14 protein-coding genes are annotated in these 15,202 nt (G+C 70.5%); 9 read left to right on the forward strand and 5 right to left on the reverse strand.

The features are described 5' to 3' along the window. Positions 1-23 precede the first annotated feature (23 nt). Complete coding sequence (locus tag NDI65_RS06915) at positions 24-1,022, reverse strand: calcium/sodium antiporter (RefSeq protein WP_089777337.1); 999 nt, start codon at positions 1,020-1,022, stop codon at positions 24-26. Between the two features lie 139 nt (positions 1,023-1,161). Next, positions 1,162-1,800: a deoxyribose-phosphate aldolase gene (deoC, locus tag NDI65_RS06920; protein ID WP_310893503.1), complete on the reverse strand. Its 639-nt coding sequence runs from the start codon at positions 1,798-1,800 to the stop codon at positions 1,162-1,164. A 66-nt stretch (positions 1,801-1,866) separates the two neighbouring features. Between deoC and NDI65_RS06925 the strand changes: the two genes are divergently transcribed. The 5 genes from NDI65_RS06925 (at position 1,867) to NDI65_RS06945 (ending at position 6,555) form a co-directional block, all read left to right on the forward strand. Continuing rightward, positions 1,867-2,676, forward strand: coding sequence for a DUF63 family protein (locus NDI65_RS06925; RefSeq protein WP_089777339.1), 810 nt, complete (start codon positions 1,867-1,869; stop codon positions 2,674-2,676). Positions 2,677-2,777: 101 nt separating this feature from the next. After that, positions 2,778-3,695 carry a PfkB family carbohydrate kinase gene (locus tag NDI65_RS06930; protein ID WP_310893504.1) on the forward strand — a complete coding sequence of 306 codons (918 nt, stop codon included), beginning with the start codon at positions 2,778-2,780 and terminating at the stop codon, positions 3,693-3,695. A 69-nt stretch (positions 3,696-3,764) separates the two neighbouring features. Further along, positions 3,765-4,289: a hypothetical protein gene (locus NDI65_RS06935; protein ID WP_089777341.1), complete on the forward strand. Its 525-nt coding sequence runs from the start codon at positions 3,765-3,767 to the stop codon at positions 4,287-4,289. A gap of 103 nt (positions 4,290-4,392) precedes the next feature. Further along, entirely contained in the window at positions 4,393-5,121 is a 729-nt protein-coding gene (locus NDI65_RS06940; protein WP_089777342.1) for a nucleoside phosphorylase, read from the forward strand. 9 nt (positions 5,122-5,130) lie between these two features. Then, positions 5,131-6,555 carry a universal stress protein gene (locus NDI65_RS06945; protein WP_089777343.1) on the forward strand — a complete coding sequence of 475 codons (1,425 nt, stop codon included), beginning with the start codon at positions 5,131-5,133 and terminating at the stop codon, positions 6,553-6,555. Positions 6,556-6,607: 52 nt separating this feature from the next. Here NDI65_RS06945 and NDI65_RS06950 read toward each other — a convergent pair whose 3' ends face one another. Continuing rightward, positions 6,608-7,828: an NAD-binding protein gene (locus NDI65_RS06950; protein WP_089777344.1), complete on the reverse strand. Its 1,221-nt coding sequence runs from the start codon at positions 7,826-7,828 to the stop codon at positions 6,608-6,610. Positions 7,829-7,930: 102 nt separating this feature from the next. On the opposite strand from NDI65_RS06950, the gene NDI65_RS06955 reads away from it, so the two are divergent. The 3 genes from NDI65_RS06955 to samp1 are packed head-to-tail and all read left to right on the forward strand — an operon-like array spanning position 7,931 to position 10,925. Next, positions 7,931-9,142 (forward strand): TrkA C-terminal domain-containing protein, encoded by a 1,212-nt coding sequence (locus NDI65_RS06955; protein ID WP_089777345.1) that lies wholly within the window; start codon positions 7,931-7,933, stop codon positions 9,140-9,142. Further along, positions 9,142-10,635 carry a potassium transporter TrkA gene (locus NDI65_RS06960; RefSeq protein ID WP_089777346.1) on the forward strand — a complete coding sequence of 498 codons (1,494 nt, stop codon included), beginning with the start codon at positions 9,142-9,144 and terminating at the stop codon, positions 10,633-10,635. Before NDI65_RS06955 ends, NDI65_RS06960 begins: the two co-directional genes overlap by 1 nt. A 23-nt stretch (positions 10,636-10,658) precedes the next feature. After that, positions 10,659-10,925, forward strand: a complete 267-nt coding sequence (samp1, locus tag NDI65_RS06965; RefSeq protein ID WP_089777347.1) for a ubiquitin-like modifier protein SAMP1 — start codon at positions 10,659-10,661, stop codon at positions 10,923-10,925. A gap of 202 nt (positions 10,926-11,127) precedes the next feature. Here the strand turns inward: samp1 and NDI65_RS06970 are convergent, their stop codons facing one another. After that, positions 11,128-11,973 (reverse strand): cytochrome B, encoded by an 846-nt coding sequence (locus tag NDI65_RS06970; protein WP_089777348.1) that lies wholly within the window; start codon positions 11,971-11,973, stop codon positions 11,128-11,130. Between the two features lie 212 nt (positions 11,974-12,185). On the opposite strand from NDI65_RS06970, the gene ppc reads away from it, so the two are divergent. Beyond that, positions 12,186-14,879, forward strand: a complete 2,694-nt coding sequence (ppc, locus tag NDI65_RS06975; RefSeq protein WP_089777349.1) for a phosphoenolpyruvate carboxylase — start codon at positions 12,186-12,188, stop codon at positions 14,877-14,879. A gap of 66 nt (positions 14,880-14,945) precedes the next feature. Here ppc and NDI65_RS06980 read toward each other — a convergent pair whose 3' ends face one another. Then, on the reverse strand, positions 14,946-15,113 hold the full coding sequence (locus NDI65_RS06980) for a hypothetical protein (protein WP_167344099.1): 168 nt from the start codon (positions 15,111-15,113) through the stop codon (positions 14,946-14,948). Between the last annotated feature and the right edge of the window lie 89 nt (positions 15,114-15,202).

The following is a 15,202-nucleotide window of genomic DNA, read 5'->3' on the forward strand; positions in this document are numbered from 1 at the left end:
GCCGCCTCGGGAGACTGCGACCCTCAGAGAAGGCCCAGTATCCACCGCGTGACCTCGGAGGTCGCGAAGAAGGCCCCCTCCAAGCGGGAGAGGGCTCTCCCGGTCCAGAGCGCGGCGACTAGCAGGAGGGTGACCGCGACCAGCCACGCGAGCGTCCCGAGCGCCGAGGCGCTCACCGCGAGCGGGCTGGCGACGGCCGCGACGCCGACGATGCCCGTGATGTTGAGGATGTTGCTCCCGACGACGTTGCCCACCGAGACCCCGAGACTCCGCTGTCGGAGCGCGACGAGCGAGACGGCGAACTCCGGCGTCGACGTTCCCGCCGCGACGATTGTCCCGCCGATGACCCACTCGGAGACGCCGGCACCGCGGGCCAACTCCGAGGCGGCGAGCACCATGTAGTCGCCGCTCACCAACACCAGCCCCAACCCGCCCAAGAGGAACACGGCGTCCCGTCCGGGGAACTCGATTCGGTCGGTTATCGGGCGGGTCACCCCGCCGTCGCCGAGCGACTGGTCGGTCGGTTGCGCAGTCGGTTGCTCGGTCGCTCCGTCGACCTCAGTCTGGGTCCCCCGGAGCAGGAACGTCGTGTAGGCGACGAACGCCCCGACTAAGACCGCGCCTTCGAGCCTCGTGACCCGGAGGTCGAACAGGACGACGCCGCCGAGGAGCGTACTCGCCAGCAGCGCGACGCCGTCGCGGGAGACGAGCGACTCCGCGACCGGAATCACCCGGACCAGCGAGATGACGCCCAGCACGAACGCCAGGTTGTAGATGTTCGAGCCGAGGACGTTGGCGACCGCGATGTCGCCCAGCCCCTTGTACGCGGCGTCGACCGCGACCGAGAGTTCCGGCGTCGACGTCCCGATTGCGACGATTGTCAGCCCGATGGTGAGCTCCGAGAGCCCGAATCTCCGAGCCCCCCGGACGGCGGCGTCGACCAACAGCCGCGCCCCGATCCAGAGCCCCAGTACTGACACGAGAATGACGCCGATTTGAACGGCGGGTCCGCCTCGGAGCATGGTACTGGGTTCTCGCGAGTCGAACAATCAATGTTGGGCCCGCGACGGTCGCGAGAGCGAGAGAGCGAGAGAGCGAGCGAACGAGCGAGCGAACGACACCGGACGCGGCCCGCGTGATACTGACCGCTTGACTGCGGACCTACTCCTCTGGCGCGCCCGAGACGATGTCGACGCCGGACGACGCGCCGATGCGCTCCGCGCCGGCTTCGAACATGGCGACCGCCTCGTCGTAGGAGCCGACGCCGCCGGAGGCCTTGACGGGCAGGTACTCGGCCATGAGCGCCACGTCTTCGACGGTCGCGCCGCCGTCTGCGAAGCCCGTGGAGGTCTTGACGAAGGCGGCGTCGGCCTCGGCCGCGGCCTCGCAGGCGCGGTGTTTCTCTTCTTCGGTGAGAAGCGCCGTCTCGATGATGACTTTCACCGGGACGGGGACGGCCGCGACGACCTCGGAGATGTCCTCGGTCACGAGGTCGTCCTCGCCGGCCTTGAGCCGACCGACGTTGATGACCATGTCCAGTTCGTCCGCGCCGGCCTGCCACGCGTCGACGGCCTCCTCGCGCTTGGCCGTCGTCGTGTGTTGGCCGTGGGGGAAACCGACGACCGTCGCCAGCAACACGTCCGGGGCGTACTCGCTCGCCTCGGCGACGTAGCACGGCGGGATACAGGCGTTCATCCCCCACTCGTCGGCGTCGTCGAGGACGGCCTCCACGTCGGCCATCGTCGTCTCGGGTCCGAGGACCGTGTGGTCGATTCGGGCGGCGAGGTCGGCTCGGTTCATACCCGGTGGAGGCGACCCGAGGCTAAAGAACGTAAGGCTTTCACGCCGCCCCGCCGCGCCTCCTGCATGGCCATCCTCCCCGAGGGGTTCGCGCTCCCGCCGCTTCCCTACCTCGTCGCCCTCGCCGCGGGGCTCGTCGGCGTCGGCGTCGGACTGACTCGCACGCGCCCGACGGTCACCCCCGCGCACGTCCTCGCGCTCGTCCCGTGGATGGTGTCGGGGTCGGCGCTCCACGTGCTCTACGTCGTCGACGCGCTCCCGCCCGCGGTCGAACCGCTCGCCGGCACGCCCTCCGTCTACCTCACCGTGGCCGTCGTCGCCGGCGCGACGTGGCTCGCGCTCGACGCGACCGACCTCGCCTCGCCGACGGCGCTCGCGGCTCCCGGTGCGCTCGTCGCCGCCGGACTCTCGGGCTTCGCGCTGTTCATCGGGCTCGCCGCCGGGACGCTCTCGGTCGTCTGGCCCGGTTTCGCCCTCGTCGCCGCGCTCGTCGTCACCCCCCTGACGTGGCGGGTCGTGACGCGACTCGCGCCCGAGGCGGCCGCCGCGGGGTCGCTCGGGCTCCTCGCCATCTTCGGGCACGCCCTCGACGCGCTCTCGACCGCCGTCGGCGTCGACGTGCTCGGCTTCGGCGAGCGGACGCCGCTGTCGCGAATCATCCTCGACGCCGCCGCGGCGCTCCCGACCGCGGAGGCCGTCGGCGTCGGCTGGCTGTTCGTCCTCGTGAAACTCGCCGTGGCCGGCTTCGTGGTCGCACTCCTCGCCGACTACGTCCGCGAGGACCCGACCGAGGGGTCGCTCCTCTTGGGCCTCGTCGCCGCCGTCGGCCTCGGCCCCGGCGTCCACAACCTCCTGTTGTTCGCCATCGCCGGCTGAGGCCGCGGTTCTGCTCGGACGCGCCAACACTCCATTTTTCGGCACCGTAGTCGCCCGACCCGAGGGAGTTATGCCACCGGCGGCCCGACCTACGCGGACGCATGTCCCGAGTCATCTGCGCCGGTCACGTGAACTGGGACGTCACCCTCCGCGTGGACGCCCTGCCGGAACCGGACGGCGAGGCGACCGTCGAGTCGCGGGTCGGCGCGGGCGGCGGGAGCGCCGCCAACGTCGCCAGCGGCCTCGTCGGCCTCGACGTGCCCGCCGCGCTCCTCGGGAGCGTCGGCGACGACGAACACGGCCACGCCGCCGTCGCCGAACTCGCCTCGAAGGGCGTCGACTGCCGCCACGTCGTCAGCGTCGAGCGCGGCCCGACCACGGTCAAGTACATCGTCGTCGACGCCGCGGGCGAGGTGTTCGTCCTCGGGTCGCCCGGCGTCAACGAGGCGTTCGAGGCGACCGACCTCCCGGCCGACCCGCTCGCGGCGGCCGACCACCTCCACCTGACGAGCCAGTCGCCCGAGACGGCCGCGACGCTCGCCGGACGGGCCCACGAGGTCGACACGACGGTCAGTTTCGACCCCGGCCGGCGCGTCGGCGACCGGGGCTACGCCGACGCGCTCGGCGAGGTGGACTACGTCTTTCTCAACGACCGCGAGGCCGCCACCGCGCTCGGCGAGGCGGCGGTCGAACGCGGCCGGAGCGCCGGCCCGGAACCCGCCTCCGACGTGGCCGCGGCGCTCGCGCGGACGACGCTCGTCCTCAAACACGGCCCGCGCGGCGCGGAGGTCAGAGACGGCGACGAGCGACACGTCCACCCCGGCTATCCAATCGACGCGGTGGACACGACCGGCGCGGGCGACGCCTTCGCCTCGGGCTTCATCGCGGCCCGCCTCGACGGGGCGACCTACGAGCGGGCGCTGGCGGTCGCCAACGCCTGCGGCGCGCTCACCGCGGCCGAGCCGGGCGCGCGGACGCAACTCAGTTGGCGGCGGCTCGACGACCTCGTCGAGGGCTGAGCCGCCGCCCGCCACGCCGCTCGGCGACGACCCGACCAGTTTTATCCTCACCAGCCATTCGTCGGGACGATGTTCGACCAGCTCCCGGCCGCCGTCGCCGCCTTCGACGCCGCGTCAGGTCTCGGCGCGGTCGCCGGGCGACTGCTCCTCGGCGCGGTCGTCGGCGTCGCGGCCGCGGTCGTGATGGCCATCCCGATGTGGCGACAGGACGAGGGCTTCACCCCGGCGTACGTCGCCGCGGCGGTCGTCCGCCGGACCTCGCCCGACGAGGTGAGTTTCGGCGACGCCAACGCCGTCCACCACGCCGCCGGCGCGCTCGCGGGCGTCCTCTACGCGGTCGCCTACCTCGCGACCGACGCCGTCGCGCCGAACCTCGGGGTCGCCGGCGTCGACCTCCCCTCGCACCTCGTCGCGACCGCGGTCGTCGTGGCGTTCATCTACGTCGCGTTCGCCCGCTTCGTCCTCCCGCGCGCCGGCCGGCGCATCTACGAGGAGCGCGCGACGGCGGTCCGCGGGCAGTGGCTCCGCTCCTCGCTCGTCTTCGGCGCGACGCTGTTGGTCCTCGCGCCGGTGGTCTTCACCGGGGTCGCGTGACGCCGGCGCGGTCGGTCGGCTGGGCAGTCGGCCGCTCGGTCGAGTCGCACCCGCCCCCGGTCGAACCGCGTCGTTTTTGCCCGCGACCCGAGTGGGTCGGTACATGGCGAAACAGCCCCACCTCCTCGTCGAAGAAGGCGACGTGAACGACATCGCGCTCATCCCGGGGGACCCCGGGCGCGTCGACCGCATCGCAACGCAGTGCGACAACGTCGAGGAAGTCGCGCAGAACCGCGAGTACAAGGTCGTCAACGCCGAGTACGAGGGCGTCCCGCTCACCATCTCCTCGACCGGCATCGGCTGTCCCTCGGCCGCCATCGCCATCGAGGAACTCGCCCGCGTCGGCGTGGAGACGTTCATCCGCGTCGGCACCATCGGCGCGCTGCAGGAAGACATCGAAGTCGGCGACATGATCGTCGCCACGGGCGCGGCCAAGGAGGAGGGGACCTCGAAGCGCTACGAGTCCGAGGTCTACCCGGCGGTCCCCGACTACGACGTGCTCACCTCGCTCGTCGACTCGGCCGAGGCCAACGACGAGGACGTCCACGTCGGCCCCATCGTCTCCGACGACGCGTTCTACAACGAGTCCGACGAGTTCGTCGACGACTGGAACGCCGCCGGCCTGCTCGCCATCGAGATGGAGGCCGCGACGGTGTTCTCGCTCGCCCGCCGGAAGAGCCTCCGCGCCGGCGCTATCTGCACGGTCGACGGCAACCTCGTCGCCGGCACCCAGAAGGGTGCCGACTCGGACGAGGAACTCCCCGAGAAGGCGAAGAACAACGTCGAGCGCGCCATCTCCATCACGCTCGACGCGGTCGCCGAACTCGCGTAGACGAACACCGTGGACTTACGCCACCTCGCGGCCCGCGCGGTCGCACGCGTCGGGGCGCTCCGCGCCCGAATCCGCCGGATAGAGCGGCGCGAGAAGGTGGCGTTCGGTCGCTGGATAGAGAACACGAACAACCTGCTTCACCTCTCGATTCTCCTCATTATCCCCGTGCTCATCGCCGGGGTGACGCTCATCTCCAACTCGGTCAGCACGCTGTCGTTCCTGCTTTTCCCGCCGCTCGCGTCGGGGTCGTACACGCTGTTTTCGGACCCCGAGGGGCGGTACGCCTCGCCCGTGAAGTTCGTCGTCGCCCTCACGGTCGGCGCGCTCTGCGGCCTCGTCGCGGTCGGCTTCACCGGGTGGGCCTACGGCCCGACCGGGACCGCGCTCGTCCACCCGTCGGCGGCGGCGCTCGCCATCTTCCTCGCCGGCGTCACGACGTGGGCGCTGGACGTGGAGGTCCCCTCCGCGTTTTCGACGGCGCTTTTGACGCTCGTGACCGGCGACGTGAACCCCGAGGAGTACGTGGTGAGCATCTTCTTCGCCAGCGTCGTCATCGCCATCGCCTTCACCGTCTGGCGCGAGCAGTTCTACGAGCGCCGGGCGGAGTACCTCTACGGGACCGTCCGCGGCGACGACCACGTGCTCGTCCCGATGCGCGGCGAGACGGCGACCCAGACGGCCTTCTTCGCCGCCCGACTCGCCGCCGCCCACAGCGCCGGGAAAGTCGTCCTCCTCGACGTGCTCCCGCCGGAGGCGACCGACGAGAGCGACGCGGACTCGGACGCCGACGCGGACGGCGAACTCGACGCCGACACCGACGCGTCGGTCGACCGCCTCGAATCCTGCGCTCACAAACTGCGGACCCAGTTGGGCGTGCCGGTCGAAATCGCCGTCGCGCGCGGCGACCCGCTGACGGCGACCACCGAGGCCGCGGCGAACACCAACTCAGACCTCGTGGTGACGCCCTACGAGGAGGACCGCGGCCTGCTTTCGGACTACATCCGCGGCCTGTTCGGCGGCTCGTACGACACCGTGGCGTTCCGCTCGACCGGCGAGACCTACCGCTGGCGGCGCATCCTCGTGCTCGTCTCGCGGCCGGGCGACGCCGCCCACGCGATGATAGACTTCGCGACCCGCCTCGCCGGGAAAACGGGGAGCGTGAGCGTCACGACCTGCATCGCCTCGGAGGTCGAACGCCGCCCCGCGGAGTCGAAACTCGCCAACCTCGTCGAGACGGCCGACGGGAACATCGAGACGCGGGTCGCCCGCGCCGACGTGACCGGCTTCATCGCCTCCAACGCCGCCACCTACGACCTCGTGGTCCTCGGCTCCAGCGGCGACCGCTCGCCCGCCTCGCGGTTCATCTCGCCGCCGACGTTCGAGCGCATCCGCGAGATAGACTGCGACGTGGCGGTGTTCGACCGCGGGCACTGAACAGGGTCGCGGGGACGGGAGGCGAACCCGCGCTCGCGGCCGGTTCGCCCCGTCAGTCTTGCCCGTCCGGACCCCGTTCGCCCGCCCCGTCGGCCTCGGTCGTCTCGTCGGCCGGCGGGTCGGTGGGACGTTCGTCGAGCAGTCGCTCCTCGATGGTTTCGAGGCCGCTCCCGCCGACGGCGGACTCGGCGAGGAAGTGGCCGCCGAGCGCCGCCGGGCTGATGACGGTGTTGGCCCCGGCGCGGCGCAGTTTCCGCTCGTTTTCCCGCTGGGTCGCCGACGCGACGATGTGTACGTCCGGGTTGAGCTGTCGCGCCGTCAGGATGGCCAGCGCGTCCTCGGCGTCGTTGTTGGTGGCGACGACGACAGAGCGGGCGCTGTCGACGCGGGTCCGCTGGAGCGCCTCCTCGTCGCTGGGGTCGTCCGTGACCACGTCGTAGCCGCGGTCGGTGAGGCGCTTGGCGCGGCCCTCGTCGGGCGTGACGATGACGACGCGGGCGCGGTCGCCGAGCTCTTCGAGAATCGGTTCGGTCAGTTCCCCGTAGCCGAGAACGAGGACGTGGTTCTCCAGGATGTCGAGTTGTGATTCGGTCATGCGTCCGAGTGCCTTGGTGAGTCGCGCTTCGATTGCGGGGGTGAGCAGGACACCGAGCGCCACGGCGAACGTCGCCACCGTGATGAGGAGCGCCGATATCCCGAACAGTCTGGCGATGGCGGTCTGCGGGTAGATGTCGCCGTAGCCGACCGTGCTGCCGGTGACGACGCCGAAGTAGAAGGCGTCGAACAGCGTGTCGACGCCGTTGAACTGCTCTCTGAGCGCCCACGCGCCGGCGGTCGTGTACGTCTGTGCCCCCGCGATGGCGAGGAGCGCCGACAGCTGCGTCGCCGTCAGGTCGAGGTCCCGGTCGAACGCCCTGTAGTTGAAAACCAAGAGCGCGAGGCTGATAAACGAGAGGCCGACGAGCGGGGCCGCCCGCTCGGGCGACTGCACGAGCCCCTGCGCGGCGGTCACCGGCAGCAGCACCGCGGTCGAGTACCATGCGGCGCGGTAGCGGCGGCGGAGGCCGAAGACGCTCGCGAGGAGCAGAAAGCCCGTCAGCGTCCCGGTGAAGCCGGCTGTGATGCGGACCGCCTCCGGGATGTACGGTGCCAGCACGCCGCCGGTGACCGGGGAGCTGATGTTGAGGACGCCGATGGCGACCGACAGAACGGCGGCGACGAACACCGTCACGATGGTCGCGCGGGCACCGACCCACTCTCGTACCGAAGCCATGTCTCTCGCAGTTGTGGCGTTCGGGGGGCAAAAAGCGGTCGGGTATCGGCTCGTTGCGGGCGCGCCGTCACGCCTTTATCTCGCGGGCGAGTGTACCGGTCCATGGCTTCACTCCCCGTCGAAGTCGTCTACGGGCTGTACTTCGGCATCCTCACGGGGCTCGTGCCGGCCGCCGTCGCGTGGCTCCTCGGCTTCGGGTTCCGCTACGTCACCGGCGTCACCGTTCCGGGGCTCGCCGTCGTCGTCCTCAGCGTCGCCATCGCGGGCGCGAGCGGCGGCCTCATGGCCCTTGCCGACCCGACGATTACGCAGTCGGACAACCAGGTCAGGCTGACGGTCGCGCTGTTGGTCGTGCTGATGGGCTCGCTGTACGCGCACAACCGCGGCGACGCCTTCGCCAACGACATCCCGCGGAAGATGTCGCTGCGAAAGCTCACCGAGCGGTCGCTGTCGACCGACGTGGTCGAACTCGTCGGCGGCCGCGGGCAGGTCAGCGTCACCGTCACCGGCGAGGTCGGCGACATCGAGGGCTACCCGCCGGTCCCGCTGGACATCCGCACCGGAATCCGAAACGGGGAGTGGACGTTCCCCGCCGACATCCCGCTCGTGGAACTCGAATCCCGGTTCGCCGACCGCCTGCAAAACGAGTTCGACCTCGCCGCCGTCGAGGTCAGACTCGACGAGCGGGCCCGCGCCACCGTCACCGCCGCGGCCCCGGTCGGCGGCCTCTCGAAGCGCCTCCCGGCGGGGAAACGCGCGGTGTCGGTGACGGCGCTCGTGCCGACGGGGCTCGCGCAGGGCGACGACGTGGTCGTCGTCGCCGACGGCGGGACCGTCTCGGCGACCGTCGCCGGGGTGGACTCCGTCGCCGAGGTGCCGAACGAACCCGACGACGATGACGACGACGCGGACGCCCCGAAGGCCGCGCCGCGCGCCCCCACGGCCGTCGGCGGCGAGGGCCGCGTCACGCTCGCGGTCGACCGGAGCAAGGTCGAACCGCTCCTCGGGAGCGACGTGGAGCGCTTCGTCGTCACCTCCCGCGGCGTCCGCCGGGAGTTCGAACTCGTCTCCCTGCTCCGCCGCGCCGGCAAGCGCTTCTCGCGGCTCTCGGTTCGGTCCGAGAGCCCGCTCGACGGCGTGACGCTCGGGAAGGCCGGCGTCCGCGACGCCTACGGCGTTGCCGTCCTCGCGGTCCGCCACGGCGGGAACTGGACGATTGCGCCGCGAGGCGACCAAGCGGTCTCCGCCGGCGACACGCTCTACGCGGTCGGGTCGAGAAGCGACCTGACCCGCTTCGAGGAGGCGGTGGCGTGATGTCGGTCGCGCTCACCTCCGCCGCCCCCGCCGCCGACCTGTTCGCGGCGGTCGGGGGGTCGGCGGCCGCCGCCGGGCAGGTGTCGATTCCGCCGGCCGACGACTCGCTCGTCCTGCAGGCGCTCCGGCTCGTCGGCCTCGTCGTCGGCGCGTTCGTCGTCTCGGCGGTCGCCGCGCTGCTCTACCGCTGGTACACCCGCGAGATAATCCCGCGGGCGCTGGCGGTGCTGTTCGGCGGCGCGGTCGTCGCGCTCTATCTGAACACTATCGGCCTGTTCGGCGCGTTCACCACCGGCACCGAGACCGAGGTGTTCCAGTTCGACACCGTGCTTTTCAACGTCGCGTCGCTCCTCGGCGGGGCGCTCATCGCGCCGGTCGGCCGGCTCGCCGGCGACCGACTGGCGACCGACGTGTTCGCCGTCGCGGGCGCGAAGGAACTCGACGCCGACGTGAGCCGACTCGTCCGGACCGTCGGCCGCGTCGCGTCGGTGACGCTCCCCGAGGACATCGGCGACATCGAGGGCTACGACCCGGTCGCAGAGAGCGTCAAGACTCAGCTGAGCGGGAAGACGCTGCTTTTCCCCCGGCGGCTCGGCGAGGCCGAACTCCGCGACCGACTCGCCACGCGCATCAAAGACGACCACGGCGTCGGCCACGTCGACGTGGAGTTCGACGGCGGGAGCGAGGTGTCGTACCTCGCGCTCGGCAGTCGGGCGGCCGGCCTCGGGCCGACGCTCGCGCCCGGCACCGTCGCGGTCGCGATTCGCGGCGACCCCGGCTCCGGCGCGGCCGCCGGCGACCCCGTGCAGGTCTGGTCGGTTCCGAAGCCGGACGCGGGAGACGAGGAGGACGAGGCGGGCGGGCCGTCGGACGGAGGCTCCGCGGGCGAGTCTGACCCGACCGAGGTGAGCGAGTCCGCCGACTCGACCCAGACGCCCGCCGGCGGCCCCGAAACCGGCTCGCTGTCCGACGGCGGCACCGACGCGCCGACTGCGCCGACCGCGCCGACCGAACCGACCCGCGTCGCCTTCGGCGAACTCCGCGGCGTCGCCGACGACGTGGCGACCGTCGCCCTCGACGAGGAGGACGCCGACCGCCTGACGAGCGGCGAAGAGTACCGGCTCGTGACGCTCCCCGCGGACCCCCACGTCGACCGCGAGTTCGCGTCGCTCCTCCGGAACGCCGACGAGACGATGGCGGTCACGACCGTCGCGGCCGGTGCCGACCTCGACGGCGTGCCGGTCTCGGACGTGGATACGACTGTCGTCGCCATCCGGTCTTCGAACCGTCCCGTGGACGCGATTCCCGGCCGGGGACGCGAACTGGCGGCCGGCGATACGCTCTACGTCGTCGGTCGGCCGGAGGTGCTCCGGAAGGTCGAACGCCGGGCGACGACCGACACGGGCCGAACGGACGGCGGCGACGACGACGGAGCCGACACCGGCGGTTCAGACGGCGACGGCTCGCGGTCGTCCGGGGCGCAATCCTCATGAGCGCCGGGCGACGAGACGGGAGTATGGAGTGGAAGCTGTTCGCCGACCTCGCGGAAGTCACGGGCGCGCGAACCGTCCGAGTCGACGTCGACGGCGACGACGCGACCGTCGGCGACGCGCTCGACGCCCTCGTCGGGGCGCACCCGGCGCTCGAATCGCGGGTGTTCGGCGACGACGGCGAACTGTACGACCACATCAACGTCCTCCGGAACGGCGAGGCGGCCGCGCTCGGCGAGGCGGCGGCCGCCGGCGACGAACTCGCGCTCTTCCCGCCGGTCAGCGGGGGCTAGCGCGTCGGCACGGCGAGAGGCCGATTCTCACGACCGAATCCGGCACCCGCGAGCGGCGGCGCTGGCGGCGCGCGGCAACGTTGGCGGGCCCGAAACGGGACGTCCGTCGCAGGCGAAAACGGCCCGTTCTGAGGTGAGAGAAAACGGAGAGCGGGAACGCGTCGCGGTCGGACTCGAAGCGGGAGGGCGGCTTCGAGGGTCGTTACTCGCTCGGGCGCGGCAGCGCCGTAAAGAGCGTCTCGACGATGGTGAAGGGGTCGTAGGTGGACTGGTGGCACTGGCAGTAGACGCCGTCTTCGCCGCCGAACGTGGCGGAGCTGGCCGACTGCTTGTAGCCGGGGACACAGCAGAAGTGCGTACACTTGTTGAGCCACGCGATGACGCCCTGATCCGTCGAGGCGGCGAGCCACTCGTTGTCCTGTGCCGCCTCCTCGATGCGCGTCGAGCGGACCACCTGAATCGGCATCGTGTCCTCGGTGTCCTGCGAGCGCCACGTGCCGGTCGCGGGCATCCCGAGACCGGCCTGTCCGATGCCGTTGCCCCACGTCTCGTACTCGTCGAAGTCGTTGACGTTCAGGCGGTCGCCGGCGCTGTAGGTCTCGGACTGCCAGTCGTAGGCCCCGTTGTCGGAGCGGAAGTAGTTGTCCGACTCGAACGTCGGGTTCAGCCCGTCGTAGGTCTGGACGCCGCAGTACTGGAACCAGTCCTGCGAGTAGGTGACGCCCGTGCCCTTGTAGTCCTCGGTGATGGCGAGTTCGACGTCCACACCGTTCTGGGTGACGGTCTGGACCTCGGGCCAGACGCCTCTGATGTAGCCCTCGTCGTCGATCTCGATCGGAATCTGCGGCATGCCGCGCGGTGCGGGTCCGCCGGTGTTCTCGATGGCGTACGCCTGCGTCGGACCGCCGCCGGAACCGGTGGACGACGTCGTCGTGTTGATGGCGGCCGCGCCTGTCGTTCCCACGCCCGCGAGCGCCGCTCCCCCGACGACGCCCTTGACGAACCGACGGCGACCCGAATCGGCGGGGTACTTGTCGCTATCGCTCATACTTCCACCTTCGACCCGGTCAGTAAAAGCGTGACGAATCAGCCGTGTTAGTACGACCCACGAAACGGCCGCCCGCGGGGGGTTCGACCCGCCGACCCCGCGGCCGGAGAAACTGGACGAATCATTAGAAACGTTCGTTTAGGTCTCATCTCCGGGCAAATTTTCGGCGTTACTCGTGGCCTTTTAGAATGTGGTACTCGTATTCGAGTAGGATGCGATTGCACACCAGAGACGTGCGGCAAGATGTCCGCGAGCTGGGGGCGCTGCTCGGGGACGTGCTCGAAGCGCAGACGTCGACGGCGTCGTTCGAGACGGTCGAAGAGCTTCGACAGGCGGCCATCGCCTACCGGAAAGGCGAGTCGGGGTCGCGCGAGCGGCTCTACGACGTGGTCGGCGACCTCGAACCGGAGCGCGAGAGCGTCGTCGCCCGCGCGTTCACGACCTACTTCGAACTCATCAACCTCGCCGAGGAGCGCGAGCGCGTTCGCGTCATCCGCGAGGCGTCCCAAGAGGGGACGCTCGAAGACGGCATCCTCGACACGCTCGACGCGCTGGACGACGAGGAGGTCGACGAGGAGCTTCTGGGGCGGGTCCTCGAAGACGTGCTCATCGAGCCGACCTTTACGGCCCACCCGACCGAGGCCCGCCGGAAGACGGTGAAATCGAAGCTCCGCTCCATCGCCAACCGGCTGGAGACGCTCGACGAGCGCCGCCTCACCGACCTCGAACACGACCAGGAGTGGCGGCACGTCGTCGCCGAGGTGACGAGCCTCTGGCAGACCTCGCAGGTCCGCGACCGCCGCCCGGAGCCGACCGACGAGGCCCGAAACGTCCAGTGGTACCTCGAAAACACGCTGTTCGACGTGGTCGGCGAGGTGTACGAGGAGCTCGAAGAGGAGCTCCGCGCCGAGTACCCCGGCCTCGACGTGCCGAAGCTGTTCGAGTTCCGCTCGTGGGCCGGCTCCGACCGCGACGGCAACCCCTTCGTCACGCCCGAGGTGACGGAGGACACGCTCGAACGCCAGCGTAGCGTCGCCCTCGAAAAGTACAGCGACTCGCTCAAGCGTCTCTCCGGTGTGCTGAGTCAGGACGCGACGCGAATCGACCCGGGCCACGAGCTCGAACGCTCCCTGAAGGCGGACCGCGAGCTCCTCCCCGTCGTCGCCGAGGAGGCCGACGAGCGCTACCCCAACGAGCCGTACCGCCAGAAGCTCAAGCTGATGCGCGAGCGGCTCCGCCGCGTCGAGGACGTCCGCCCGAACGGCTACGCCGACGCGAGCGAACTCATGGCCGACCTCGAAGTCATCGACACCAGCCTCCGCCGGACCGGCGCGGCGCAGGTCGCCGACGTGTACGTCGAGCCCCTGATGCGACAGGTCGACACGTTCGGCTTCACCCTCGCCAGCCTCGACCTCCGCGACCACCAGGAGAACCACACCGAGGCCGTCCACGAGGCGCTGGCCCACGAGGGTCTCGACTACTACGGCAGCTCCGAAGAGGAGCGCGTCGAACTCCTCACCGACGCGATTCTGCAGGAGGAGCCGGTCGTCGACCTCGAAGAACCCGGCGACGTGTCCGAGACGGCCCAGCGCGTCCTCCGCCGCTTCCGCAGGCTCGGCGAGTGGCAGCGCGAGTACGGCGTCGGCGCTATCGACACCTACTGCATCTCGATGACCGAGGAGCCGTCGCACGTCCTCGAAGTGCTGTTCCTCGCCGACCAGGCGGGCGTCGTCTCCCTGCCCGACCACTGCGGCATCGACGTGGTCCCGCTCCTCGAAACCGAGTCGGCGCTCAACGGCGCGCGCCGCATCATGGGCACGCTGTTCGAAAACGAGGCCTACGGGACGGCGCTCGCCGCCCGGAACGACGTGCAGGAGATCATGCTGGGCTACTCCGACTCCAACAAGGAAAACGGCTTCCTCGCGGCCAACTGGGACCTCTACAAGAACCAGCGCCGCCTCGCCGACATCTGCGACGACTTCGACGTGACGATGCGGCTGTTCCACGGCCGCGGCGGCTCCATCTCCCGCGGCGGCGGCCCGATGAACGAGGCCATGCTCGCGCTCCCGAACGAGACCGTCACCGGGCAGATTAAGTTCACCGAGCAGGGCGAGGCCATCGCCGAGAAGTACGCCAACCCGCGCATCGCGGAGCGGAACCTCGAACAGATGCTCAACGCCCAGATTCGCGCCCGCCTGCAGGCGATTCGGACGCCCGAGGAGGAGGTCCCCGACCGCTGGGTCGACGCCATGGACACCATGGCGGCCGCCGCGCGCGAGGAGTACCGGAACCTCCTCGAATCGGACGGCTTCGTCTCCTACTTCGAGCAGGCGACGCCCATCACCGTCATCGAGGAACTCAACCTCGGCTCTCGTCCGGCCTCCCGGTCCGACGAGCGGAGCGTCGAGGACCTCCGCGCCATCCCGTGGGTGTTCTCGTGGACCCAGTCGCGGTGTATCCTCCCCGGCTGGTACTCGCTTGCCGCCGGCGTCAACGCCTTCCTCGAAGACGGCGGCGACATGGACGACCTCCGCGAGATGTACGACGAGTGGGCGTTCTTCCGGAGCACGTTCGACAACGCCGCGATGGCGCTGGCGCGCACCGACCTCGAAATCGCCACGGAGTACGCGAACCTCGCCGACGAGGAGCTCCGCGAGGAGTTCTTCACCCGCCTCACCGACGAGTACGAGGACGCCGCGGACCTCATGCTCGACATCAGCGAGCGCAGCAGCCTCCTGAAGCGCGAGTGGCTCGAAGAGAGCCTCCGCCGCCGCAACCCCTACGTCGACCCGCTGAACCTGCTGCAGACGCACCTGCTGTCGCAGACCCACCGGACCGACGAGGAAGAACAGACCCTGCGGCTCACCGTCAAAGGCATCGCCGCCGGGATGAAGAACACGGGGTAACGCGAACGCGACGCCGACGCCCTCGGCCACCCGCCGAGGATGCCGTCGCCGCGCCGCCGGGACCGCTCAGGCCCGACGGAGGTCGTACGGGTTCGAGCAGACCGGACAGGTCTGCCGCGCGACGCGGTACTCGCTTTTCAGCCGCTGTCTGACGCCGTCGAAGTCGGCGTCGCCCTCGTATCTCGATTCCACGTGCTGTCCGCAGTGTGGGCACACCACCACCACCGTTGCCATGTTCGACGGTACGGGCGAGTCCATCATATATGTTCACCCCGTTTGCGGCGGGGTCGCACGTCTCACTCTGTCGGGGCGTCGGTGACGAC

The organism is Haloferax sp. S2CR25, from assembly GCF_031624535.1.
Lineage (GTDB): Archaea > Halobacteriota > Halobacteria > Halobacteriales > Haloferacaceae > Haloferax > Haloferax massiliensis.

Excerpts from the sequence above, each read along its gene's own strand:
- NDI65_RS06915 (WP_089777337.1), bottom strand. The coding sequence starts at position 1,022 with ATGCTCCGAGGCGGACCCGCCGTTCAAATCGGCGTCATTCTCGTGTCA.
- deoC (WP_310893503.1), bottom strand. The coding sequence starts at position 1,800 with ATGAACCGAGCCGACCTCGCCGCCCGAATCGACCACACGGTCCTCGGA.
- NDI65_RS06925 (WP_089777339.1), top strand. The coding sequence starts at position 1,867 with ATGGCCATCCTCCCCGAGGGGTTCGCGCTCCCGCCGCTTCCCTACCTC.
- NDI65_RS06930 (WP_310893504.1), top strand. The coding sequence starts at position 2,778 with ATGTCCCGAGTCATCTGCGCCGGTCACGTGAACTGGGACGTCACCCTC.
- NDI65_RS06935 (WP_089777341.1), top strand. The coding sequence starts at position 3,765 with ATGTTCGACCAGCTCCCGGCCGCCGTCGCCGCCTTCGACGCCGCGTCA.
- NDI65_RS06940 (WP_089777342.1), top strand. The coding sequence starts at position 4,393 with ATGGCGAAACAGCCCCACCTCCTCGTCGAAGAAGGCGACGTGAACGAC.
- NDI65_RS06950 (WP_089777344.1), bottom strand. The coding sequence starts at position 7,828 with ATGGCTTCGGTACGAGAGTGGGTCGGTGCCCGCGCGACCATCGTGACG.
- NDI65_RS06955 (WP_089777345.1), top strand. The coding sequence starts at position 7,931 with ATGGCTTCACTCCCCGTCGAAGTCGTCTACGGGCTGTACTTCGGCATC.
- NDI65_RS06960 (WP_089777346.1), top strand. The coding sequence starts at position 9,142 with ATGTCGGTCGCGCTCACCTCCGCCGCCCCCGCCGCCGACCTGTTCGCG.
- samp1 (WP_089777347.1), top strand. The coding sequence starts at position 10,659 with ATGGAGTGGAAGCTGTTCGCCGACCTCGCGGAAGTCACGGGCGCGCGA.
- NDI65_RS06970 (WP_089777348.1), bottom strand. The coding sequence starts at position 11,973 with ATGAGCGATAGCGACAAGTACCCCGCCGATTCGGGTCGCCGTCGGTTC.
- ppc (WP_089777349.1), top strand. The coding sequence starts at position 12,186 with ATGCGATTGCACACCAGAGACGTGCGGCAAGATGTCCGCGAGCTGGGG.
- NDI65_RS06980 (WP_167344099.1), bottom strand. The coding sequence starts at position 15,113 with ATGGCAACGGTGGTGGTGGTGTGCCCACACTGCGGACAGCACGTGGAA.